General features: G+C 73.7%; 21 protein-coding genes. 15 read left to right on the top strand and 6 right to left on the bottom strand.

Features of this window, described 5'->3' with window-relative positions; all coding sequences use genetic code 11:
- The first annotated feature begins 53 nt into the window (after positions 1-53).
- From ACIGXW_RS31565 to ACIGXW_RS31555, 3 genes are all read left to right on the top strand, one after another.
- On the top strand, positions 54-428 hold the full coding sequence (locus ACIGXW_RS31565) for a hypothetical protein (RefSeq protein ID WP_071963130.1): 375 nt from the start codon (positions 54-56) through the stop codon (positions 426-428).
- A gap of 135 nt (positions 429-563) precedes the next feature.
- The gene (locus tag ACIGXW_RS31560; RefSeq protein WP_399576359.1) at positions 564-1154 is read left to right on the top strand and encodes a hypothetical protein; all 591 of its coding nucleotides are present in this window, start codon (positions 564-566) and stop codon (positions 1152-1154) included.
- Positions 1155-1301: 147 nt separating this feature from the next.
- Positions 1302-2813 (top strand): hypothetical protein, encoded by a 1512-nt coding sequence (locus tag ACIGXW_RS31555; RefSeq protein WP_399576357.1) that lies wholly within the window; start codon positions 1302-1304, stop codon positions 2811-2813.
- 55 nt (positions 2814-2868) lie between these two features.
- On the opposite strand, the gene ACIGXW_RS31550 is transcribed toward ACIGXW_RS31555, so the two are convergent.
- Positions 2869-3741, bottom strand: coding sequence for a hypothetical protein (locus ACIGXW_RS31550; RefSeq protein ID WP_071963133.1), 873 nt, complete (start codon positions 3739-3741; stop codon positions 2869-2871).
- Positions 3734-4384 carry a hypothetical protein gene (locus ACIGXW_RS31545; RefSeq protein ID WP_399576355.1) on the bottom strand — a complete coding sequence of 217 codons (651 nt, stop codon included), beginning with the start codon at positions 4382-4384 and terminating at the stop codon, positions 3734-3736. Before ACIGXW_RS31545 ends, ACIGXW_RS31550 begins: the two co-directional genes overlap by 8 nt.
- Before the next feature lie 409 nt (positions 4385-4793).
- On the opposite strand from ACIGXW_RS31545, the gene ACIGXW_RS31540 reads away from it, so the two are divergent.
- Positions 4794-5432: a 50S ribosomal protein L25/general stress protein Ctc gene (locus ACIGXW_RS31540; protein WP_071963135.1), complete on the top strand. Its 639-nt coding sequence runs from the start codon at positions 4794-4796 to the stop codon at positions 5430-5432.
- A gap of 153 nt (positions 5433-5585) precedes the next feature.
- A complete protein-coding gene (locus ACIGXW_RS31535; protein ID WP_399576353.1) occupies positions 5586-6317 on the top strand; it encodes an MBL fold metallo-hydrolase in 732 nt (243 codons plus the stop codon).
- 3 nt (positions 6318-6320) lie between these two features.
- On the opposite strand, the gene ACIGXW_RS31530 is transcribed toward ACIGXW_RS31535, so the two are convergent.
- Positions 6321-7175, bottom strand: a complete 855-nt coding sequence (locus ACIGXW_RS31530) for a universal stress protein (RefSeq protein WP_071963137.1) — start codon at positions 7173-7175, stop codon at positions 6321-6323.
- A gap of 621 nt (positions 7176-7796) precedes the next feature.
- Here ACIGXW_RS31530 and ACIGXW_RS31525 point away from each other — a divergent pair.
- The 3 genes from ACIGXW_RS31525 to ACIGXW_RS31515 all read left to right on the top strand — a co-directional run bounded on the left by ACIGXW_RS31525 (position 7797) and on the right by ACIGXW_RS31515 (position 11198).
- Positions 7797-8855: a zinc-dependent alcohol dehydrogenase family protein gene (locus ACIGXW_RS31525; protein ID WP_399576351.1), complete on the top strand. Its 1059-nt coding sequence runs from the start codon at positions 7797-7799 to the stop codon at positions 8853-8855.
- 127 nt (positions 8856-8982) lie between these two features.
- Positions 8983-9732: a response regulator gene (locus tag ACIGXW_RS31520; RefSeq protein ID WP_399576349.1), complete on the top strand. Its 750-nt coding sequence runs from the start codon at positions 8983-8985 to the stop codon at positions 9730-9732.
- Between the two features lie 59 nt (positions 9733-9791).
- Positions 9792-11198 carry a PP2C family protein-serine/threonine phosphatase gene (locus tag ACIGXW_RS31515; RefSeq protein ID WP_399576347.1) on the top strand — a complete coding sequence of 469 codons (1407 nt, stop codon included), beginning with the start codon at positions 9792-9794 and terminating at the stop codon, positions 11196-11198.
- 102 nt (positions 11199-11300) lie between these two features.
- Here ACIGXW_RS31515 and ACIGXW_RS31510 read toward each other — a convergent pair whose 3' ends face one another.
- Together ACIGXW_RS31510 and ACIGXW_RS31505 are read right to left on the bottom strand one after the other, a co-directional pair.
- A complete protein-coding gene (locus ACIGXW_RS31510; protein WP_399576345.1) occupies positions 11301-12992 on the bottom strand; it encodes a GAF domain-containing protein in 1692 nt (563 codons plus the stop codon).
- A 117-nt stretch (positions 12993-13109) separates the two neighbouring features.
- Complete coding sequence (locus ACIGXW_RS31505; RefSeq protein WP_399576343.1) at positions 13110-13823, bottom strand: L,D-transpeptidase family protein; 714 nt, start codon at positions 13821-13823, stop codon at positions 13110-13112.
- Positions 13824-14017: 194 nt separating this feature from the next.
- Between ACIGXW_RS31505 and ACIGXW_RS31500 the strand changes: the two genes are divergently transcribed.
- Positions 14018-15523, top strand: a complete 1506-nt coding sequence (locus tag ACIGXW_RS31500; RefSeq protein WP_071963145.1) for an MFS transporter — start codon at positions 14018-14020, stop codon at positions 15521-15523.
- Positions 15524-15628: 105 nt separating this feature from the next.
- On the opposite strand, the gene ACIGXW_RS31495 is transcribed toward ACIGXW_RS31500, so the two are convergent.
- Positions 15629-16297, bottom strand: coding sequence for a hypothetical protein (locus tag ACIGXW_RS31495; protein ID WP_071963146.1), 669 nt, complete (start codon positions 16295-16297; stop codon positions 15629-15631).
- A gap of 254 nt (positions 16298-16551) precedes the next feature.
- On the opposite strand from ACIGXW_RS31495, the gene ACIGXW_RS31490 reads away from it, so the two are divergent.
- The 6 genes from ACIGXW_RS31490 (at position 16552) to ACIGXW_RS31465 (ending at position 22226) form a co-directional block, all read left to right on the top strand.
- On the top strand, positions 16552-17508 hold the full coding sequence (locus tag ACIGXW_RS31490; protein WP_399576341.1) for an LLM class F420-dependent oxidoreductase: 957 nt from the start codon (positions 16552-16554) through the stop codon (positions 17506-17508).
- A gap of 39 nt (positions 17509-17547) precedes the next feature.
- Positions 17548-19365 carry a thiamine pyrophosphate-requiring protein gene (locus ACIGXW_RS31485; protein ID WP_399576339.1) on the top strand — a complete coding sequence of 606 codons (1818 nt, stop codon included), beginning with the start codon at positions 17548-17550 and terminating at the stop codon, positions 19363-19365.
- On the top strand, positions 19362-20465 hold the full coding sequence (locus ACIGXW_RS31480; protein ID WP_399576337.1) for an enolase C-terminal domain-like protein: 1104 nt from the start codon (positions 19362-19364) through the stop codon (positions 20463-20465). The genes ACIGXW_RS31485 and ACIGXW_RS31480 overlap by 4 nt, the downstream gene beginning before the upstream one ends.
- Before the next feature lie 43 nt (positions 20466-20508).
- Positions 20509-21117 carry a diguanylate cyclase gene (locus tag ACIGXW_RS31475; RefSeq protein WP_071963150.1) on the top strand — a complete coding sequence of 203 codons (609 nt, stop codon included), beginning with the start codon at positions 20509-20511 and terminating at the stop codon, positions 21115-21117.
- The gene (locus ACIGXW_RS31470) at positions 21114-21668 is read left to right on the top strand and encodes a type 1 glutamine amidotransferase domain-containing protein (protein ID WP_071963151.1); all 555 of its coding nucleotides are present in this window, start codon (positions 21114-21116) and stop codon (positions 21666-21668) included. The genes ACIGXW_RS31475 and ACIGXW_RS31470 overlap by 4 nt, the downstream gene beginning before the upstream one ends.
- Before the next feature lie 285 nt (positions 21669-21953).
- Entirely contained in the window at positions 21954-22226 is a 273-nt protein-coding gene (locus ACIGXW_RS31465; RefSeq protein WP_399576335.1) for a hypothetical protein, read from the top strand.
- The last annotated feature ends 1 nt before the right edge of the window (position 22227 follow it).

Here is a 22227-nt window from a genome sequence, read left to right as displayed (position 1 = left end):
TAGCGATAGCGACTTCACACCCCTCCCGATACGGAACAGGAAGCGGATCCCTGATGGCGAACACCGAAATGGCACTCAAGGACGCGATGGGCTCGATCGACGGGGCCATCGGCGTGGCGCTCGTCGACTACAGCAGCGGCATGGCCCTCGGCACTCTCGGCGGAACCCAGTCCTTCGACCTCAACGTCGCCGCCGCGGGCAACACGGATGTCGTACGCGCCAAGCTGCGCGCCATGGAGATGCTCAACCTCCAGGACACCATCGAGGACATCCTCATCACCCTGGGCACGCAGTACCACTTGATCCGGCTGCTGACCGGCCGCGGCGGCAACGGGCTCTTCCTCTACCTGGTCCTCGACGGCAATCGGGCCAATCTGGCCATGGCGCGCCATCAGCTCAAGCGCATCGAAGCGGAGCTGGAGGTCTGAGCCACCCCGGGCAGCGGCCCGGGCGTGCCGGAACGGAATGTGGCGATGGGTCAGTTCGCTCCCGATTTGCGGCCACCGGGCACCCGCCGCAAGGTGATCGGGAAGATCCCTTTCCCCGCTCGAAGGAGTTGGACCATGGGTGCCTCCCGAAGAACCGGCTTTCTCGTGTCCGGCGTCGTGTGCGGTGCGCTCGTGCTGGGCGCCGTCGGCTACGACGCCACGGCCCGCCCGGCCTCGTCACCGTCCTCGGCGTCGGACACGTCGCGCACCACCGTCCCCGCACAGGCTCCCCCGCCCGCCGCGCTGCGCAAGGCGGCCGGCGAGGGGATGCGGGCCATCGACGCCAACGTGATCGGCAAGGAGGCGGCCGAGGCCGCCGCGGCGGAGTGCAAGGCGGTGCGGGAGCAGAGCCGGGCACCGGGCGGGCGGTGCGCCGCGCTGGAGGAGAACCTGGGGATGCTGGACCGGGCCCGGGCCGGCATGGAGCGGCAGGCGGGTGCCGCCCGGCCGGACCTGGCCGCGCTCACCACGGCGACGACCGACGCGGTCGCGGCCACGGCCCGGCTCGCGAAGGAACAGGAGCGGGCGCACGGCCACGGCAGGGACGGCGACGGCCTCCTCTCCGTGGTCACCGGCCTGGTCAACGGCCTGGTGAACAGCCTCAACGGCGTGGTGTCGGGCCTGAGCGGGCTGGTCAACGGCCTGCTGAAAGCCGTGCTGCGCTAGCGGCCCCGAAGCTTTGCCGGCCCTCCGGCCGGGCCGCGGCGGCCTTCCCCGCCCGAGGTGCCGCCGCGCCGCCCGTTGGGGTCACGGCGCTCGGCCGACTGCCGCTCCCGCGTCGCGGGCGCGGCACGGCGGCCGGAGCGTGGCCCCATGAGGTCAGCTCGCCTCGACCCCGTCCGGGCCGGCCCGGAGCGTCCCGCGCGGGTGGGCCGCGCGCCGGGCGCGCCGGTCCTGCCGTGGCTCGCCGCCGTCGCCACCGCCTACGCCGTCGCCCAGCTGGTCCTCGTCGTCCCCGGCACGGGCCTGGGCTGGGACGAGACCGTATACGTCAGCCAGGTGGGGCCGCGGACTCCCGCCGCGTTCTTCAGCGCGCCCCGCGCCCGGGGCGTGACCCTCCTCGTGGCGCCCGTCGCCGCACTGACGGCCTCCGTCACGGCGCTGCGCGTCTGGCTGGCGGCGCTCTCGGGCTGCGGACTGCTGCTCTCCCTGTGGGTCTGGCGGCGACTGCTTCCGCTGCCGGTGCTGGTGGCGGCGGGGGTGCTGTTCAGCGGCCTGTGGATCACCTTGTTCTACGGGCCGCAGGCCATGCCCAACCTCTGGGTCGCCTACGGGGCGCTGTGTGCCACGGGCTGCTTCCTGCGGGCGGTGCGCGACGGAAGCGACCGCCGCGCGCTCGCCGGTCTGCTCCTGGCGGTCGCGTTCACCGCGCTGATGCGGCCGGGCGACGCCCTCGCGCTCGTGCTGCCGCTGGCGGCCGCGGCGCTGTGCGTACGGGCCTGGCGGCGGCCGGCCGTGCTGCTCGCCCTCGTGGCCGGTACGGTCCTGGGCGGCGCGGAGTGGGTCATCGAGGCGTATGTCCGCTACGGAGGGCTCGCCGCGCGCCTGCACCGGGCCGAGGAGATCCAGGGCGGCTGGGGAGGCCACCTCGCCCTGGACGACCATGTGCGCGCCCTGGAGGGGCGGTCGCTGTGCCGCCCCTGCGACGTGCCGTGGCGCCATCCGGTCACCGCCGCCTGGTGGTTCGCGCTGCCCGTGCTCACCGCAGGCGGGCTCGTGGCGGCGGCCCGGGTGTGCCGCCTGACCGTGGTGGCGCTGCCGGTGCTGGTGGCGGGGTGCCTGGCGGTGCCGTACATGCTGCTCGACTACGCCGCGCCCCGCTTCCTGCTCCCCGCATACGCGCTGCTGGCGCTGCCCGTCGGGCTCTGTATGACCGCCGCGGCGAGCAGGGCACGGGGGTCGGGCGAGGCGCGGATGCGGGCGCTCGGGGCCGTCGCGCTCGCCCTGGCGCTGCTCGCGCACTTCGCGGTGCAGTACACGGTGCTCCAGAGGATGGTCGCCCGCAGCGCTCACACCCGCGACGCGGTGGGCCGCGTCATCGCCGAGCTGCGGCGGCAGGGCGTGCGTCCGCCGTGCGTCGTCAGCGGGGAGGAGGCCGTGCGGATCGCCTACCGGGCCGGCTGTTCCTCCCGTCAGACGAGCGGGCACGACGGCAGCATCACGCCGGAGCAACTACTGCGGACCGCGGGCCGGATGCCGGTGGCGGTGGTGCTGGGCGAGGGCCGGGCGGTGCCGTCGTACGCGCGGGGCTGGCGGGTCAAGCCGCTGCCGTGGCAGGGCCTGCGCGTCGCGCTCTCGCCGCGGCCCGGGCCGGACGCCCGCTGAGGGGACGGCCGCGCGGTGGGTCCCGGCCGGCGGTGCCGTACCGGGACCGGTGTCGTCACCAGGGGCCGAAGGGGACGAGGTCGGGGCCGACGCTGTGCCAGTCGTCGCCGCCCTCGCTGACGCGGTGGAAGAGGTGACCGCAGTACCAGACGACTACGTCCTGGCCGTCGGTGCTCTCCCCGTTCAGATAGGCGCCGAGCCCGTCGTCGGCCGCGCTGCCCTGCCTGCCGTAGCGGTCCTCGCTGCCGCGGTAGCGCAGCAGCCACAGGTCGGAGGAGGAGAAGGCGTTCGCCGTGCCGTCGTCGGGCCCCGGCAGGAGGTGGTAGCCGCGGCCGCTGTTGACGTCGAGCACGGCCCAGCTGCGCCGGGAGGGCGGGTTCTTGACCCGGTTGGTCTCGGTGCGGAACGGGTGCCAGCCGGCGCCCCAGCCCTCGTCGGGGGTGTAGCTGTTGTACTCCAGCAGCAGGTCGCTCTGGGCGTCGTCGATGTCGAAGTCCAGCCGCCAGTAGCTGTGGTGGCGGTGGTCGTAGGGGCACTGGATGCCCGCGCTGAAGAGCCGGGGCATCACCACGCCGTTCTCCCAGAACACCCATCGGTGCGTCAGGCGGTAGGCGCTGATGGTGTGGTACGACTCCACGCTCAGGGCCCGTTGTCCGCCGCTGACGTAGGAGTAGACGCAGACGCGGTTCTGGGGGCACCGGCTGGTGGGCCGGGAGTTGTTGTAGTTGAGGGGGTCCTTGTAGGGGCCGCAGGGGCCGTTGTACTGCACGCGCAGCGACGGCAGGCTGGCCTTGGTGAAGACGCGGTGGCCGCGGTAGGAGGCGGCGAGGATGACGATGCCCTCTTCGTCGGGGGCGTCCGCGAGCCGCCAGTCGAAGGTCCACACCGGCCGGTCGGCCGGCCAGGAGACATGACCCGCCTCACTCATCGCCCTCACCTCCCCCGCCCAGCACCCGCTCCTCGCCGAGGTCCACCACGACCCGCACCCGGGGCTGGCGCCGGTCGGCGGGGCCGAAGCCCACGTAGGCGCGACGGCGGCCGTGGTGTTCGTCGCCCTCGCGGACGTCGCTGGTGAGCAGCACCATGGGCACCGCGTCGGCCGGGGCGCGCCGCACGACCTCGGAGTGGGTGCGGGCGATGGCCACGGCCCGTTCGATCTCGGCGTCGGAGAGTGCGGGCTGTGCGGCGCTCTCCGCCATGGCGGTGACGGACAGGGCCTCGGTGCCCTCCAGCGTGAATTCCAGCGCGCGTTCGTCGGTGTAGTCATAGACCAGGACGAGGATCGCGGGCGTCGTGCGCTCCTTGTCGTCGGCGAGCAGGCTCGCGCCGAGGAAGACGTAGCGGTGTCCGTCGAGGGCGGCCCTGACCCGCGCGTCGGAGAGCAGCGCGGGGGTGGCGCGGTCCAGCAGCTGCGTGCCGGAGGGCGGGGTGGTGCGCACGCAGGGCACGGGCTCGGCGGGGCCGGGCGCGGCGGCGGGTTCGGGGAGGTCCCGGATCGGGGGTTCCACGACGGCGGGGAATTCGCCGTATCCGGGGCGTTCCGGCGGCGGTTCGAGGCGGATTTCTGGCATGGGCCACCCTTTCCTCGCGGCGCACCGGCGCTGCGGCGCTCCGGGCGAGCACGGCACGCTCTCGATGATTTCACCCCGTATTCGGATAGTCACCCGGCGTGAACATCCGACTGGTGTGCGGCCCGCCGCCCGCGCTCCGGCGTACATCGGGGGCGCGCGGCGAAGTGAAACGCCCCCCAAGTGCGGAACTCCCATACCGCGCGGGTGGCATTCATGAATTCAGGGTTCGGCCGAATGGCTCAACAGCGGGCTTCGGGGCTTCTATCGCTGGATACACTCGCGGAGTTGCCCGGCGAGGGAGGCCGTATTTCAGGGGTGCGGCTTTCCTTTGTCGGCCGCGCTCCCCAGGAGGTCTGCCAGGTCCCGGGTGACGGCCACCGGACAGTGTCTGCATACGAGGAGTGCCGTCATGGCCGAGGTAAAGCTGAGCGCCGAAAAGCGTACCGACTTCGGCAAGGGCGCGGCCCGCCGCACCCGCCGCGAGAACAAGGTCCCCGCCGTCATCTACGGTCATGGCGCCGATCCGAAGCACGTGGCGCTCGAGGGCCACGCGCTGATGATGGCCCTCAAGACCCCGAACGTGCTGATCAGGCTGGACATCGGGGGCAAGGGCGAGCTCGTCATCCCCAAGGCCGTGCAGCGCGACCCGCTCAAGGGCTTCCTCGTCCACGTCGACTTCCTCGCCGTGAAGAAGGGCGAGAAGGTGACCGTCGAGGTGCCGGTCATCACCGAGGGGGAGCTGGCGCCGGGCGGCAATCTGCTCGAGCACATCCTCAACGCCCTGCCCGTGGAGGCCGAGGCGACTCACATCCCCGAGTCGTTCACCGTGTCCATCGAGGGCCTGGAGGCCGGTCACACCATTCGCGCCGGGGACATCCCACTGCCGCGCGGCAGTTCGCTGGCCGTGGAGGAGGACGCCGCGGTGCTGCAGGTCGTCGCCGCCCAGGCGGAGGAACTGCCCGAGGAAGAGGAGGCCGAAGAGGGCGCCGAGGCCGAGGCGGCGGCCGCGGAAGGCGAGGAGAAGCCGGCGGAGGGCGCCGAGGGCTGATCCGGGCCCTGCCCGGCGTTCGTCTGTTCGCGGGCGGGTCCCCGCCCGCGAACAGACGAAGCGGTCCCCTGTGCGCGCGTCGCCCACCCCGCAGCACACGGATTCCGGCACAGTGACCGGGAGGAACGCGGAGCACGGTGAGGGCGGCGGCTGGTGGAAACCCGGGTCACGGAAATCGCGCCGGACATCTACCGGCTGTCCACCTTCATCAGCGACGCGGACTTCATGTTCAATCAGTTTCTGGTAAACGCCGAGGAACCGCTGCTGTTCCATTGCGGACTCCGGGCGCTTTTCCCGCTGGTGTCGGAGGCCATGGGCCGGGTGATTCCGGTCGAGCGGCTGCGCTGGATCACCTTCGGCCATGTGGAGGCCGACGAATGCGGTGCGCTCAATTCCTGGGTGGCGGCGGCGCCGCGGGCGACGGTCGCCCACGGCGCGATGGGGTGCCTGGTGTCGGTGAACGACCTGTCCGACCGCCCGCCCACCCCCTTGCGGGACGGTGAGGTGATCGACCTCGGGGGAAAGCGGGTCCGCCGCGTCGAGACGCCGCACATGCCGCACGGCTGGGACGCCGGTCTGCTGTACGAGGAGACGACGGGCACCCTCCTGTGCGGCGACCTCTTCACGGCGATCGGCGACGCGCCCGCCCTGACCGAGCGGGAGATCGTCGGCCCCGCGCTCGCCGCCGAGGACGTCTTCGGCGCGACGTGCCTGACGGCCGCCACGGCGCCCACCATGCTCCGGCTCGCGGACCTGGAGCCGCGCGCGATGGGCCTCATGCACGGCCCCGCCTACGCGGGCGACTGCGGCCGTGCCCTGCGGGAGCTGTCGGCGGCGTACGCGGAGCGGTTCACCCTGTCGCTGGACGGCGGACGGCGCCCGTGAGGGTCAGTCGTGCGGCACCACCGCCACCGGGCAGGAGGCGTGGTGGACGCCCGCCTGCGCCACCGAGCTCAGGCGCGGGGTCAGCGCGGGGCGGTGCCTGCGGCGGCCGACGACCAGCAGGGCCGCGTCCTGTGCGGCGTCGACGACCGCCCTGGCCGGGCTCTCCAGGCGGACGGTGTCGGTGACCGGCACGTCCGGGTACGTCTGGCACCACCGGCGCAGCGCCGCCCGCAGTTCCTGTTCCGCGCCCTGCTGGATGTCCCCGGCCACGTCGGGGTCCACGCCCCAGGGGGCGTAGGCCTGTACCGGCAGCGGCCGGCCGTGGATCACGTGCAGGGGCACACCGCGCGAGGCCGCGGCGTCGAACGCGAAGGCGAACACCTCGTCGCTGGGGCGGTGGAGGCCGGCGCCGAGGACCACGGTGCCGTGCCGCGGTACGGTTCCGGCCCGTACGAGGACCACCGGCCGGCCGGCGCGCCCGGCGACGTGCAGCGCGACGTCGCCGAGGAAGAAGCTCTGGATGCGGTCCAGGCCGCGCGAGCCGAGCACGACCATGGCCGATTCGTCGGCGGCCCGCAGCAGGGCCTCGGCGGGGTCCTCGGCGACCAGTTCCTCGACGAGGGCCAGCGAGGGGAAGCGCTGGTGGATCTCCGCCTGCGCGGCGTGGACGATGCGCTTCGCCCAGTAGTCCTGGTCCCGCTCGACGGGAAGCCCCTCCGGCTCGGGGACCAGCAGGATCCAGGCGTGGAGAAGGCGCAGCGCGAGGCCGCGGCGGTCCGCCTCGGCCGCCGCCCAGTGCGCCGCGGCCAGGCTCTCGGGGGAGCCGTCCAGTCCTGCGGTGATGGGTGCGGTCTCCATGACGGCCGCCTCCCTCCCGTGCGGGGGTCCTTCTCTGTCCTGCTTCCAGTGTCGGTCCGCGGCGGGGCCGCCGGGGCCGGCCGTCGGCCGTCCGGCTCCGGCGGGCCCCAGCGGGGCGCCCGGAGCGGGGACGGGGCGCGGGACGGGTGTCCTTCGGTCCGGGCGGATCCCAGCCTGGCGGGGCGCGGCGGTCGGCGGATGGGCCGGCCGGGGCACGGCGCGGGGACGTCCGGCCCTTCCCCACGGCCGCGGGGCCCCGGGCCGGGCGTTGCTCCCGCCGCGGCGCGGGCGCGGAAACACCCGGCCCTCCCTCCGACCGCCGGGCCACCCCCCGGCCGCGCGTTGCCCCCGCCACGGCACTGGCGTAGGCACACCCGGCGCTTTCATCTCCGAGGGCCGGGCCGCCCCGGCCGGGCGTTGTCCCCGCCGCGGCGCGGGCGCGGAAACACCCGGCCCTCCCCCCGACCGCCGGGCCACCCCCCGGCCGCGCGTTGCCCCCGCCACGGCACTGGCGCAGGCACACCCGGCGCTTTCATCTCCGACCGCCGGGCCGCCCCGGCCGGGCGTTGTCCCCGCCGCGGCGCGGGCGCACCGTGGAGGGAGGGAACGGAGGTGAGCGCGATGACCGCCGGGACCGGGGGCCACGGCCGCGACCGCGAGGCGGCCGCCGGATCCCCGCTCACCACGGCCTGGGTGGTCGAGCGACCCGCCCCGGCCGCGCGGCATCCGCTGCGCAGGGTGGAGCGGGCGGCGGGGGAACCGGGGCCGGCGGGGCTGCTGGTGGAGGTGCGGGCCTGCGGGGTGTGCCGCACCGACCTGCATCTCGCCGAGGGTGACCTGCCGCCGCACCGGGCCCGCTGCACCCCCGGGCACGAGATCGTCGGGCGGGTCCTGCGCACCGGGTCGGCGGTGCGGGACTTCGCCCCCGGCGACCGGGTCGGGGCCGCGTGGCTGGCGGGGACGTGCGGGACGTGCCGGTACTGCCGGGGCGGCCGGGAGAACCTGTGCCCGTACTCGCGCTACACCGGGTGGGACGTCCACGGCGGTTACGCCGGGCACGCCGTCGTCGACGCCCGCTTCGCCTACCACCTGCCGGAGGGGCCGCCGGACGAGGAGCTGGCGCCGCTGCTGTGTGCGGGCATCATCGGCTACCGGGCCCTGGAGCGCGCGGAGCTGCCGTCCGGGGGCAGGCTCGGGGTCTACGGCTTCGGCGCCTCCGCCCATCTGACCGCGCAGCTGGCGATCGCCCGGGGCGCGACGGTCCATGTGCTGACCCGGGGCGCCGCGGCGCGCGAGCTGGCCCTGGAGCTGGGTGCCGCCTCCGCGGGCGACGCCCGCGAGGCGCCGCCGGAGCTGCTGGACGCGGCCATCCTCTTCGCCCCGGCCGGCGACCTCGTCCCCGTGGCCCTGGCGGCGCTCGACCGGGGCGGGACGCTGGCGGTGGCCGGCATCCACCTCACCGACATCCCGGCGCTGACGTACGGGCGGCACCTGTTCCAGGAGCGGACCCTGCGCAGCGTCACCGCCAACACCCGTGCCGACGGGCGGGCCTATCTGGCGGAGGCGGCCCGGCACCGCCCCGTGGTGCGGGTGCGGCGCTATCCGATGAGCCGGGCGGACGAGGCCCTGGCGGACCTGGCGGGCGGGCGCGTCACCGGGGCGGCGGTCCTGGTCGCGTAGGCGCGCGGGCCGTGCGGCCCCAGGCCGCTCCGGGGCCGTTCGGCCCATGGTGCGGCGCGCCCTGAGGGATCATGATCGGGGTAGCGTGCGGCGGCGCGCGCACCGTCGACAGGGAGCGGTAGGGGCAGTGGAGCAGTCAAGGACGTTCTCCCATGAGCGGCCGATCCGGGTGTTCCTGCTGGACGACCACGAGGTCGTCCGGCGGGGCATCCGCGACCTTCTGGACGGCGAGGGCGACATCGACGTCGTCGGCGAGGCCGGCACCATCGACCACGCCCTGACGCGCGGGCCGGCGCTGCGCCCCGATGTGGCGGTGCTGGACGTACGGCTTCCGGACGGTGACGGCATCTCGGTCTGCCGGGAGCTGCGTTCGCGCATGCCGGGGCTGGCCTGTCTGATGCTCACCTCCTTCGACGACGACGATGCCCTGCTGGACGCGATCATGGCCGGGGCCGCCGGCTATGTGCTCAAACAGATCAAGGGGTCGGATCTGGTCGCAGCGATCCGTACGGTCGCCTCCGGCCAGTCCATGCTCGATCCGGCCACCACCACGCGGCTGATGAACAGCCTGCGCGGCGAGGAGGAGGACGGCGGGCCGCAGGACGAGCGGCTGGCGGGGCTGTCCCCCCGTGAGCGGGACGTCCTCACCCTGATCGGCGACGGCCTCACGAACCGTCAGATCGCCCAGCGGCTCTTCCTGTCCGAGAAGACGGTCAAGAACCACATCTCCCGCATGCTGGCCAAGCTCGGCGTCGAGCGGCGCATCCAGGCGGCCGTGATAGCCACCGAGGTCGCCCGGGCCGCCCCGGTGCCGGCCCGGGCTGTCCAGGACCGGCGCGAGCCGGCGGGCCGGGCCTCCCACCGTGCGGGGGGCTGACCCGCCACGTACGCCCTGACGTGCGAGGACGCACTGTGCCCGGTCGCTAGTCTCTGATCGTGGCGAGCAGCGAAGCAGACGAGGGGCCCGTGGGAGAGCGCCGTCCAGGCGACGGATCCGGTCCGCGGGCGGGCCTCGACGTCGGCCGGCTGGCCGAGCGGCTGGTCGGGGCCGCCGACGCCGAGCACCGGTTGCGGTCCCTGCTGGGCGCCGTCCTCGACGTGAGCGGGAAGCTCGACCTGCCCGTCGTGCTGCGCCGCATCGTGGTCACCGCCATGGAGCTGGCCGGCGCCCGCTACGGCGCGCTCGGGGTTCTGGACCCCGACGGCTCGAGCCTGTCCGATTTCATTCCCGTAGGGCTGGACGCGCAGGAGACCGAGCGGCTGGCGGGTGTCGCGCTGCCGCACGGCCGGGGGCTGCTGGGCCTGCTCATCAGCGACCCCCGGCCGCTGAGGGTGGACGACATCGCCGCGCATCCGTTCGCCGCGGGCCTGCCGCCGGGGCATCCTCCGATGCGCTCGCTGCTGGGCGTCGCCATCACCGTGCGCGGCCGCGTCTACGGCAATCTGTATCTGACGGACCGCCGGGACGGCCGGCCCTTCGACGCCGAGGACGAGGACGTCGTGGTCGCCCTGGCGAGCGCCGCCGGTGTCGCCATCGAGAACGCCCGGCTGTACGAGCGGCTGCGCTCGGGCGCCGAGCAGTTCCAGCGGCTGCTCCTGCCGAGCCTGCCGGATCTGGCGCCCTTCACGTCCTGGTCGCTGTACCAGCCGGCCACCGAGCCCGCGCTGCTGGGCGGCGACTGGTACGACGCCCTGGCGCTGCCCGGCGGCGTACGGGCGATGATCGTGGGCGACGTCGTCGGCCACGACGTACGGGCCGCCGCCGGCATGGCGCAGGTCCGCAACATGCTGCGGGCTCTGGCCTACGACGCGGACCTGGCACCCGGTGAGCTGCTGAGCCGGCTGGACCGCACCCTGGCGGGCGTCGCGGAGCCCACGATGGCGACGGTGTGCCTGGCCCGCATCGCGCCCGCCGGCAACGGGCAGGGGTGGTCGCTGCGGTGGAGCAGCGCCGGCCATCCTCCGCCGCTGATGGTGACGGCGGATGGGCGGGCACGGTATCTGGAGGGCGAGCCGGACCTGCCGCTGGGGGTCGACCCGTGCCTGGCCCGCGCCGAGCACCGGCACGACCTGCCCGCGGGCGCCACGGTCCTGATGTTCACCGACGGCCTGGTCGAGCACCCGGCCCGCGATCTGGGCGAGACCCTGCGGGCCGTGGCGGACGTCGCCGCGGCGCACGCGGACGGGCCGCTGGAGGTGCTGGGGCGGGCGGTGGTGCGGGCCCGCCCCAGTGACGGCCACGACGACATGGCCGTCCTCGCGCTGCGCGCGCCGGACGGCGAGGCCGCCGGGCGTCCTCGCGCCGCGGCCGCCTCGCCGGGCGCGGGAGCCGGCACGGCGTAGTCGGTGGCGCGCCGCAGGCGGCGTCGGGCGCGACCGGCCGGCGGTGCCGTGACGGGCGGCTCGGCGAAGGCCGCCGACCGGGCCCGGCCGGCGCCGCCCGGGTCACGGCAGCGGGATCCGCCACGTCAGGGCCGTACCGCCGCCGGGCGGCTCGCTGAGCCGCAGCCGGCCGCCGTGGCGCGTAGCGCGCTCGGCGAGGTTGCGCAGCCCGCTGCGGCGGCCCGCGCCGCCGGCCGGCATGCCGGTGCCGTCGTCGGTGACGGTCAGCACCAGATGGGCGCCGTCGTTGACCACGGCGACGTCGGCGGAGCCGGCGCCGGCGTGCCGGGCCACGTTGGCCAGCGCCTCCCCCACCACCGCCACCACGTCGTCGACGACCGCGCGGGGCACCTGGGTGTCCAGCAGCCCCTCCATGCGCAGGCTCGGTGCGAAGCCCAGCAGCGCGCCGGCCTCGCCGACGGTCTCGACGACCCGGGTGCGCAGGCCGTGCTGCGGGGCGGTCTCCCGGGAGCGCAGCCCGAAGATCGTCGACCTGATGATCTTGATGGTCTCGTCCAAGTCGTCGACCGCCCGCTGGACGCGTTCGGAGGCCTCGGCGTGGTCGATGAAACGGTCGGCGCTCTGCAGCGTCATGCCCGTGGCGAAGAGCCGCTGGATCGCCAGGTCGTGCAGATCGCGGGCGATGCGGTCGCGGTCCTCCAGGAGCGCGATCTGCTGGGCGTCCGCGCGGCGTTCGGCGAGCTCCATCGCCAGGGCCGCCTGGCCGGCGAAGGCGACCAGCGGCCGGGTCTCCTCCTCGGTGAACGGCGCCCGCCCGGTGCCGCGCACCAGCAGCAGCACGGCGCGCACCGCGTCGCCGGACTTCACCGGCACGGCCACCGCCGGGCCGAGGCCCGCCGGGCGCAGCGGCGCCGCGGAGCTCCTGGGGTCCGCGGCGATGTCGGCGCTGAGGACCGGCCCGCCCCCGGAGTAGGCCGCCCCGGCGAGGGTGCCCTCCACCGGCAGCATCTGGCCCCGCAGCTCCGCCGCCCGCTCGCCGACGGCGACCTCGGCGCTCAGCGCGGCCTCGCCGGGCACCGGCTGGGAGACCAGGGCCAGGTCGGCGCCGGTGATCTCCTTGGCCAGCTCGGCGATCAGCCCGATGACATCCGCCGGGTGGCTGCCGGACATCAGGCTCGTGGTCACCTCGGCGCTCGCCCTCAGCCAGCGCTCGCGGCGCGTGGACTCCTCGTACAGGCGGGCGTTGTCGATGGCGACGCCGGCGGCGACGGCGAGCGTGGAGAGCACCGCCTCGTCCTCGTCCTCGAAGTCCACGCCCCCGTGCTTCTCGGCCAGGTACAGATTGCCGAAGACCTGGTCGCGGACGCGGATGGGTACGCCCACGAAGCTGTGCATCGGCGGGTGGCCGGGGGGAAAGCCGTACGACGCCCGGTGCCCGGAGATGCTCGACAGCCGCAGGGGTTCGGGGTGGCGGATCAGCTCGCCGAGGATGCCGTGGCCGGACGGGTACGGTCCGATGGCCTCGATCTGTTCGGGCGTCAGCCCCACGGTGAGGAACTGCGATAGCGTCCGTCCGTCGGGCCCGATCACGCCCAGCGCGCCGTACCGGGCGTCCACCAGCGTCACCGCCGCCTCGACGATGCGCCGCAGCACGTGCTCCAGGTCCAGCTCACGCCCGACCGAGAGCACGGCTTCGAGCAGGCTGTGCACGCGGTCCCGGGTGCCGCGCGCGGCGTCGATGCGCGCCTGGAGCTCCTCCAGCAGCTCGTCCAGCCTGAGTTGCGGTAATGGCAAGGAAGTGCCTCCTGACAGGCGTCCGACAGGGGACGGACGGCCTGTCCGCCCGGAGACCCACCGTATCTGCCGTCCGGCGCCGCCCCGAAACCGAGCCCGGGGCCCCGGGGGGCGGCCTCAGGTGCCGGGCTTGTTCCCGTAGACGTACACGTCGTCGCCGTTCTTCAGCAGCGACCAGTACGACTTGGCGTCGGCGCGCCGCATGTTGACGCAGCCGTGGGAGCCGGGCGCCGACCAGACACTGCCGTCGATGGCGTGGAACGCCTGCCCGCCGTCGAAGAACTGGCTGTAGGGCATGCGGACGTTGTAGAGGGTCGACCAGTGGTCGATGCTCCGCCAGTAGACGCGCTTGAGGCCGGTGCGCGTCTCGTAGCCGTCACGGCCGGAGCGGATGGGGACCGGGCCGAACGTCAGCCGCTTGCCGTCCTGAATCCACGACAGCTGCCGGGAGAGGTCCACGCAGGCGATGCGCCCCTTGTTCGTGGGGCACTTCCCGGCGGCGTTGGGGTTGTCGCCGGCCGCCCGCTGCCGGCTGACGAGGTCCATCACGGCCCAGGTCACGGGGCCGGCGTAGCCGATGGCCGGGGTGATGCCGTGGCCCAGCTGGAAGTCGCGTATCGCCCGGCAGTCGGCGGCCGACTGCTTGCCGTCGACGGTCCTGCCCAGGAAGCGCTCCGCCTTCGCCTGGTACGGGCCGGTCCCGGCGGTGCACGCGGACGGTGCGGCGTGGGCGGTGGTGCCCAGCGCCACGGTCAGGGGAGCGGCCAGGGCGGCCGCCCCCAGCAGGGCGCCGAGTCGGCGCGGGATCGCCTTGCTTGCGGCTCTTGTCATGCCCGGTATGACCGTTCAGAGGGCCCGTTGGTTGCACGGCAAACCGGCCCTCGTTCGCACGCCGTCCGCTCCCCCGTCACCCGCGCTTCGCGTTCCGTGCGCTCGTCGTGGGCACCCCCGATCGCTTGACCTCAAGTCAACTTGAGCTCCTACCGTGCTCGGTGAGACGCGAACGCACAGTAGGGACTTCAACGATGACGCAGACCACCGCGACCAGAGCGGTCCGCCCGATCCGAGCCGCGGCCGCCCGCGAAGGCGGGGCCACGGCCGGCTCACGCCGCTGGTGGGGCCTGGCCGTACTCGGTCTCTCCCAGCTGATCGTCCTGCTCGACGGCACGGTCGTGAACATCGCCCTGCCGTCGGCCCAGGCCGACCTGGGCATCGGCGACGGGGCCCGGCAGTGGGTCATCACCTCCTACGCCCTCGCCTTCGGCGGACTGTTGCTCCTGGGCGGTCGGATCGCCGACCTGGTGGGTCGCAAGCGGGTCTTCCTCACCGGGGTGGCCGGGTTCGGGATCGCCTCCGCCGTCGCGGGCGCCGCGAACGGGGCCGGCATGCTGTTCGCCGGGCGCGCCCTGCAGGGGGCCTTCGCGGCGCTGCTCGTTCCCGCCGCGATGTCGCTGCTGACGACGACGTTCACCGATCCCCGGGAGCGCGCCCGGGCGTTCGGCATCTTCGGCGCCATCGCCGGGGCGGGGGCGGCGCTCGGCCTGCTGGTCGGCGGCATCGTCACCGAGTACCTCGACTGGCGCTGGTGCATGTACATCGCCGTGCCCGTGGAGGTGCTCGTGCTCGTCGGCGCGGTGCCGCTGCTGCACGACCCGGGCGAGCGCACCGGCGGCCGCCTGGACGTGACGGGCGCCGTCCTCGGCACCGCGGGGCTGGCCGCCATCGTCTACGGCTTCGGCGAGGCCGAGTCCCGGGGCTGGGACGACCCCCTGGTGCTGGGCCTGCCGGCCGGCGGCGCCGTCCTGCTGGCCCTCTTCGTCCTGTGGCAGTCCCGCACGGCCCACCCGCTGCTGCCGCTGCGCGTGGTGCGCGACCGGCGGCGGGCGGGGGCGTTCCTGACGGCGGGTCTGGCACCGGTGGCGATGTTCGGCCTGTTCCTCTTCATGACCTACTACCTTCAGGTGATCCTCGGATACTCCGCCGTCCGCACCGGCCTGGCCTTCCTGCCGCTGACCGCGTCGATGATCACGAGCTCCACGCAGATAGGGGCCCGGCTGGCGGGGGTCGTGGCGCCGCGTCTGGTCGTGGTGCCGGGGCTGCTGGTGGCCGCGGCCGGGATGGTCGTCCTGGCCCAGGCCGGTACCGAGGCCTCGTACACCACCCGGGTACTGCCGGGCCTGATCCTGACGGGCATGGGCATGGGGGCCACGATGATGACGGTCATGGCCACCGCCACGGCGGGTGTCGACCCGCGCGACGCCGGGGTGACGTCGGCGATGGTCAGCACGGCGCAGCAGGTGGGCGGCGCGGTGGGGACGTCCGTCCTCAACACGGTCGCGGCCGGTGCCGCCGCCGAGTGGCTCGCCGGGCACGGGGGCCGTGGGAGCGGGGCTGCCGCCCGCGCCGAGGCGGCGGTGCACGGGTTCTCGACGGCGCTGTGGGGGGTCGCCGGGCTGCTGGTGGTGACGGCCGTGATCGCGGCGGCGCTGCTCGGGAACGGTCCGGGGCGCGGGCGCCGCACCGACCGGTGACGCCGGTGTGCTCCCCGCTCGCGGGGGCGCACGGCTACGGGGTCTTCCGCCGCGTTCGTGGCAGCGGAAGACCCCGCGGGCTTGCTATCGGCCCGTCAGCCGTGTTCAGTGCCGCCCCGGACGGCTGCCGCGGTCGACCCGCACCTTGCTCGACCTGACCGACTTGTCGACGGACGTGCTGTTGTCGATCGCGGTGCTCTTGTCGACCGTGGTGCTGACATCGGCGTCCGTGCTCTGTCCGCAGCGGTTGTGGTTGGCTTGCTGGACGTTGGAGAGGTCCGCGCTGCCGCCCTTGCCGCCGTTGGCGGTGGCTCCCTGGTGCTGGGCTCCGCTGCTCGCGCCGGAGCCGCCGCTGCCTGGGCCTCCGGCGCCGACGCCGCCCGCACCGGGTCCGCCGGCGGCGGGACCGCTGGTGCCGTTGCCGCCTTCGGCGTCCGGGCTGCCCCCGCCGAAGACGCTGCCGCCACCGCCGGCCCCGGCGCCACCGCCGCTGGCGTCTCCACTGGAGGCGTTGCCGCCCGACCCGCTGCCCCCGGCGCCGGTTCCGCCCGTCCCGTCGCCTCCGACGCCGACGCCCAGGAGGTCCTGGGCCTGCTTGACGACCGCGGTCCCGCCGGAGGCGTCGACCAGGCTCGCGTTGTACGGGTTGTTGCAGTAGACGTTCGTGACGCCGTCGTCCTGGCCGCCGGCGGCGGCCGAGGCGGTTCCGCAGCCCACCCCGAGCGTGGTGATGACCAGCGTGGCGGTGGCAGCGATCCGCTGAACGATGCTCACAGGATTCCCCTCCAGTCGGCGCGCCGGTACGGGTGTGACCGGCGTACTTTCACTTCGACCTAACTGCCGACCATGGGGAAAGTGACGGGTTAAAACGGGTTAAATATGATGCGCCACCTTTACGGTATTCACCCGCTGCGGGCGTTGCCACACCCCGTGCCGCCGCGAAGGGGGGAGGTTTCATCGCGACGGCCGGGGGTTACCCGTCCCGACGCACGCCCCGCACGCCGCGCGGCCACAGGAGGTGTCCCCCGATGACCGGCTACGGCTACTTCCTGTCCTGCGAGGAGCACTCCCCCGATGCCCTCGTCGATCAGGCCCGGATGGCCGAGCAGGCGGGCTTCACCTCGCTGTGGATCTCCGATCACTTCCATCCGTGGACCGGTGAGCAGGGGCAGAGCCCTCTGGTGTGGTCGGTGATCGGGGCCGTCTCCCAGGCCACGTCGCTGCCGGTGGAGACCGCGGTGACCTGCCCGACCATGCGGCTGAACCCCGTGGTCACGGCGCAGGCGGCGGCCACCAGCGCGGTGCTGCTCGACGGCCGGTTCCGGCTGGGGGTCGGCAGCGGGGAGGCCCTCAACGAGCACATCCTCGGCGACCGGTGGCCGCAGGCGGCGGTGCGCCTGGAGATGCTGGAGGAGGCCGTTCAGGTGATGCGGCTGCTCTTCGGGGGCGGCGAGGTCAGCCACCACGGCAAGCACTACACAGTCGAGAACGCCCGCCTGTACACCCTGCCCGACGCGCCGGTGCCCATCGACGTCTCCGCGTTCGGCCCGGCGGCGACCGAGCTGGCGGCCCGGATCGGCGACGGCCTGGTGACGATGGCGCCGGACGCGGAGGCGGTGGAGCGCTTCCGGCGGGGCGGCGGCGGGCAGAAGCCCGTCCTGGGCGGGGTGAAGGTGTGCTGGGGCCCGGACCGCGAGGAGGCGCTGGAGCTCGCCCACCGGCTGTGGGCGGTGGAGCAGCTGCCCGGCGAGCTCAACCAGGTGCTGCCCACGCCCGCCCACTTCGAGCAGGCGGCCGAGCTGGTGCCGCGGGAGCGGGTGGCGGCGAGCGTGACGTGCGGGGACGACGTCGACGCCCACGTCGGCGCGCTGCGCGCGTACGCCGAGGCCGGCTTCGACCGGGTGCACGTCAATCAGATCGGTCCCGGCCAGCGGGGCTTCTTCGACTTCTACCGCACCAAGGTGCTGCCGCAGCTCGTCCAGTGAGGCCGCCCGCGACATGAGTGACGAGGTGGAGAAGACGGCATGAGTGAGCAGGTGTCCGACCACATCCTGGCGCGGTTGCGCGAGTGGGGCGTCGAGCGGGTCTTCGGGTATCCGGGCGACGGCATCAACGGGTTGCTGGCGGCCTGGGAGCGGGCCGGGGACCAGCCGCGGTTCATCCAGTCGCGGCACGAGGAGATGTCGGCGTTCGAGGCCGTGGGCTACGCCAAGTTCAGCGGGCGGCTGGGGGTGTGCGTCGCGACGTCCGGGCCGGGCGCGATCCATCTCCTCAACGGCCTGTACGACGCCAAGCTCGACCATGTGCCGGTGCTGGCGATCGTGGGCCAGACGGCCCGGTCGGCGATGGGGGGCGCGTACCAGCAGGAGGTCGATCTGCATACGCTCTTCAAGGACGTGGCCTCCGACTTCGTGGAGACGGTCACGGTGCCCGAGCAGCTGCCGAACGTGCTCGACCGGGCGATCCGCACCGCCTACGCGCGTCGCGCGCCGACCGCCGTCATCGTCCACGGCGACGTGCAGGAGCTGGAGTACTCGCCGCCCACGCACGCCTTCAAGATGGTGCCCTCCAGCCTGGACCGCAGCGGCTGGCAGGCGGTGCCCTCGCAGGATTCGCTGGCCCGGGCGGCGGAGATCCTCAACGCCGGCGAGAAGGTGGCGATCCTGGCCGGGCAGGGTGCGGCGGGGGCCCGGGGCGAGGTGGAGCAGGTCGCCGAGATCCTGGGTGCGGGCGTGGCGAAGGCGCTGCTGGGCCTGGACGTGCTCAGCGACGAGCTGCCGTACGTCACCGGTTCCATCGGGCTGCTGGGCACCCGGCCCTCGTACGAGCTGATGCGGGACTGCGACACGCTGCTGACGATCGGCTCCAACTTCCCGTACTCGCAGTTCCTGCCGGAGTTCGGCAGGGCGCGGGCGGTGCAGATCGAGCTCGATCCGCACCTGGCCGGCCTGCGCTATCCGTACGAGGTCAACCTCATCGGCGACGCGCGCGCCACCTTGCTGCGGCTGATCCCGATGCTGGAGCACAAGGACGAGCGCGGCTGGCAGAGCCGGGTGATCGCCGATGTGGGGCGGTGGAAGGAGGTGATGGCGCGGCGGGCCGCGGTGAGCGCCGATCCGGTGAACCCCGAGCACGTGGCGCGGGCGCTGTCGCCGCTGCTGCCCGACGACGCGATCCTCACGTCCGACTCCGGTTCGGTCGCCAACTGGTACGCGCGGCACATCACGATGCGCGGCACCATGCGCGGCTCGCTGTCGGGGACGCTCGCCACGATGGGCTGCGGGGTGCCGTACGCGATCGGGGCGAAGTTCGCGCACCCCAACCGGCCGGTGGTGGCGCTGGTGGGGGACGGCGCGATGCAGATGAACGGCATGGCCGAGCTGATCACGGCGGCCAAGTACCAGCACCAGTGGGAGGATCCGCGGCTGGTGGTCGGGGTGTGGAACAACCGGGACCTCAACCAGGTGACGTGGGAGCTGCGCGCGATGGGCGGCTCCCCGCAGTTCCTGCCCTCGCAGGAGCTCCCCGACGTCTCCTACGCGGCCTTCGGGCGGCTGCTGGGCCTGACCGGGATCCGGGTGGAGAAACCGGAGGAGGTCGAGGACGCCTGGCGCCAGGCGCTGGCCGCGAAGGGGCCGGCCGTGGTGGAGTTCGTGACCGACCCGGCGGTGCCGCCGATCCCGCCGCACGCGGACTGGGATCAGATCGAGGCCACGGCCGCGGCGATCCTCAAGGGCGACGCGGACCGCAAGGGCATGCTGCGGCAGGGCATCAAGGCCAAGATGCAGGAGTTCCTGCCCGGCCGGAAGAAGTCCGCCGCCGGGCAGGAGCGCGAGCCGTGACGGGCGACCGGACGGTCGAGGCGCTCGAGGTGTCGGCCTACACCATCCCCACCGACGCGCCGGAGGCCGACGCCACCCTGAGCTGGGACGCCACCACCGTGGTCGTGGTCGAGGCCCACTGCGGCGGGCGCAGCGGCCTGGGCTGGACGTACGGGCCCGCCGACGCGGGCACGGCCGTCACCTCCCTGCTGGCCGGGCACGTCGTCGGGCGCGACGCCATGGACGTGGCGGGCGCGAACGAGGCGATGTGCCGGGCGGTGCGCGACGCGGGCCGGCAGGGGCTGGTGGGGTGCGCCCTCTCGGCGGTGGACATCGCCCTGTGGGACCTCAAGGCCCATCTGCTCCAGGTGCCGCTGGTCCATCTGATCGGGGCGGTCGCCGAGACCGTGCCGCTGTACGGCTCCGGCGGCTTCACGACGTACCACGACACGCATCTGGCGGCCCAGTTGAACAGCTGGGTGCACGGGCACGGCATCGACCGCGTCAAGATCAAGATCGGTGGTTCCTGGGGCCGGGACGTCCCCCGCGACCTCGACCGGGTGCGCCACGCCCGCGAGACCATCGGCCCGGACACCGCCCTGTACGTGGACGCGGGCGGCGCGTACACCCGCAAGCAGGCGGTGCGGGTCGGGCAGGCGCTGGCCGAGCTGGGCGTGGGCTGGTTCGAGGAACCCGTCTCCTCCGACGACCCTGAGGGGCTGCGGCTGGTCCGCGACCTGTGCGCCTGCGACATCGCGGCCGGCGAGTACGGCTACGACCTGCCCTACTTCGCCCGCATGGCCCCCGTCGTCGACTGCCTGCAGGCGGACGCCACCCGCTGCGGCGGCCTCACCGGATGGCTGCGGGCCGCCGCCGTCGCCCAGGCCGGCGGGCTGGAGATCTCCGGGCACCGCGCACCCCATGTGCACGCCCACGTCGCGGCCTGCGTGCCGAACCTGCGGCACATCGAGTGGTTCCACGACCACGCGCGCATCGAGGCGGCCTTCTTCGCGGGCGCCCTGGACCCGTCCGGCGGCACGGTACGGCCGGGCGCGGACGGAAAGCCGGGGCACGGGATGCGCTTCCGGCACAAGGAGGCGATGGCCCACCGCGTCCTGTGAAGCGACCGCACCCGCCCGCGCATGAAGAAGGAGACCGGACCGCATGACCGACGTCGAGGACGCCACCACCCGCTACCTGATGTACGGCCTGCTGCCCGGCTGGTTCGTGCCCGGAGTCGCCGACTGGGCCATGCACCGGCGCACCCGCATCGAGGACACCTCGGGGACGAAGGAGTCGGCCATCCACTCCCTGATGATGGCCGAGGTCGGCGTGCCCCTGGCGCTGACCCTGCTGTGCGAGGTCAATCCGCTGCTGATGACGGTGCAGCTGGGCGCGACGGCCGCGCACGAGGCCACCGCCCTGTGGGACGTGCGCACGGCCGTGCGCAGCGACCGCGAGGTCAAGCCGGTCGAGCAGCACATCCACAGCTTCCTGGAGACGCTGCCCTTCGCCGCCCTGGCCTCGCTGATGTGCCTCCACCCCGGGCAGGTCCGCTCCCTGCTGCGCGGCGGCCGGGGCGACCCTCGCGCGTGGCGGCTGGTGCCGCGCCGCCGGCCGCTGCCGCGCGGCTACCTGGCCGGCATCGGGCTGGGGGTGGCGGCGTGCGTGGCGCTGCCGTACGCCGAGGAGTTCGTGCGCTGCGTGCGCGCCTCCCGGCGGCGCCGGAAGAACCGCACAGACCAAGAGTTCGTGGAAAGGAAGACATCGTGAAGGTCGCGTTCCTCGTGGCGCCCCAGGGCGTCGAGCAGATCGAGCTGACCACTCCCTGGAAGGCGGTCGAGGAGGCCGGCGACACGCCGCAGTTGGTGTCGACGAAGCCCGGGAAGGTCCAGGCGTTCCATCATCTCGACAAGGGCGACACGTTCCCCGTCGACAAGGTGGTGGGCGAGGTGGGGGTGTCGGAGTACGACGCGCTGGTGCTGCCGGGCGGGGTGGCCAACCCCGATTTCCTGCGCATGGACCAGCGGGCCGTGGCCTTCGTGCGGGAGTTCTTCGGTGCGGGCAAGCCGGTCGCGGCGATCTGTCACGCGCCGTGGACGCTGGTGGAGGCCGACGTGCTGCGCGGCCGTACGGTGACGTCGTGGCCGAGCCTGCGGACCGATATCCAGAACGCGGGCGGCTCGTGGGTGGACGAGCAGGTCAAGGTGTGCACGTCCGGCCCCAATACGCTGATCACCAGCCGCAAGCCGGACGATCTCGAGGCGTTCTGCGCGGCGTTCACGGAGGAGTTCCGCACGGCGCGCGGCGGGAACGGCGGCTGACGGGCCGGTCGGCTCAGGGCTCCCGCCCCAGCTGGGCGAGGAGCCGTCGCCGCCTCGGGTCGAGGTGGTGTGGGATGGATAACGGGCACATGAGAAAACGTTCAACGGGCCTCATTGGGTTGTTTCCTGGTCTCTCCTGACGTCACCGTCGCCGGACAGGTGTTTACCTCCGAGTCGAGGCGCAGTTCTGCATTCCAACGCTGTTCGACGGTCTTGGTAGAGCTCAAGAAACGCCTAGGTCGCGTCTCTTCGATCAGTGACCAAGCGGGGTGACATACTGGATTGGTGACTCCAGAACAGCCGCCGCCCAAGGACGATGCGATTCTTCAGCTACTCCAGGACCGCGACGGCGTGGCCACCGAGGTTGTGTTGCGCGACGGCATGAAGCTGACGGTCTTCAACATCGCCTGGGGCTATGACTTGGGGGATGAGTACGCCCATGTGACGACCAACATCAGCCCGGACGTCGACGGTGGGGCGATCGACTTCTTCTTCACGACCACGGTTGCTGCGGTGGTCGACCCTGCAACGGGCACGGTGCTGCTCGAAATTGCATAGT

Source organism: Streptomyces sp. NPDC053079, assembly GCF_044546695.1.
In the GTDB taxonomy this organism is placed as follows: Bacteria; Actinomycetota; Actinomycetes; order Streptomycetales; family Streptomycetaceae; genus Streptomyces.
The sequence above is the reverse complement of the archived record's forward strand: the minus strand, read 5'-3'. Positions and strand labels throughout refer to the sequence as shown.

Coding starts and splice junctions, on each gene's coding strand:
- ACIGXW_RS31565 (WP_071963130.1), top strand. CDS start 54: ATGGCGAACACCGAAATGGCACTCAAGGACGCGATGGGCTCGATCGAC.
- ACIGXW_RS31560 (WP_399576359.1), top strand. CDS start 564: ATGGGTGCCTCCCGAAGAACCGGCTTTCTCGTGTCCGGCGTCGTGTGC.
- ACIGXW_RS31555 (WP_399576357.1), top strand. CDS start 1,302: ATGAGGTCAGCTCGCCTCGACCCCGTCCGGGCCGGCCCGGAGCGTCCC.
- ACIGXW_RS31550 (WP_071963133.1), bottom strand. CDS start 3,741: ATGAGTGAGGCGGGTCATGTCTCCTGGCCGGCCGACCGGCCGGTGTGG.
- ACIGXW_RS31545 (WP_399576355.1), bottom strand. CDS start 4,384: ATGCCAGAAATCCGCCTCGAACCGCCGCCGGAACGCCCCGGATACGGC.
- ACIGXW_RS31540 (WP_071963135.1), top strand. CDS start 4,794: ATGGCCGAGGTAAAGCTGAGCGCCGAAAAGCGTACCGACTTCGGCAAG.
- ACIGXW_RS31530 (WP_071963137.1), bottom strand. CDS start 7,175: ATGGAGACCGCACCCATCACCGCAGGACTGGACGGCTCCCCCGAGAGC.
- ACIGXW_RS31525 (WP_399576351.1), top strand. CDS start 7,797: ATGACCGCCGGGACCGGGGGCCACGGCCGCGACCGCGAGGCGGCCGCC.
- ACIGXW_RS31505 (WP_399576343.1), bottom strand. CDS start 13,823: ATGACAAGAGCCGCAAGCAAGGCGATCCCGCGCCGACTCGGCGCCCTG.
- ACIGXW_RS31500 (WP_071963145.1), top strand. CDS start 14,018: ATGACGCAGACCACCGCGACCAGAGCGGTCCGCCCGATCCGAGCCGCG.
- ACIGXW_RS31490 (WP_399576341.1), top strand. CDS start 16,552: ATGACCGGCTACGGCTACTTCCTGTCCTGCGAGGAGCACTCCCCCGAT.
- ACIGXW_RS31485 (WP_399576339.1), top strand. CDS start 17,548: ATGAGTGAGCAGGTGTCCGACCACATCCTGGCGCGGTTGCGCGAGTGG.
- ACIGXW_RS31475 (WP_071963150.1), top strand. CDS start 20,509: ATGACCGACGTCGAGGACGCCACCACCCGCTACCTGATGTACGGCCTG.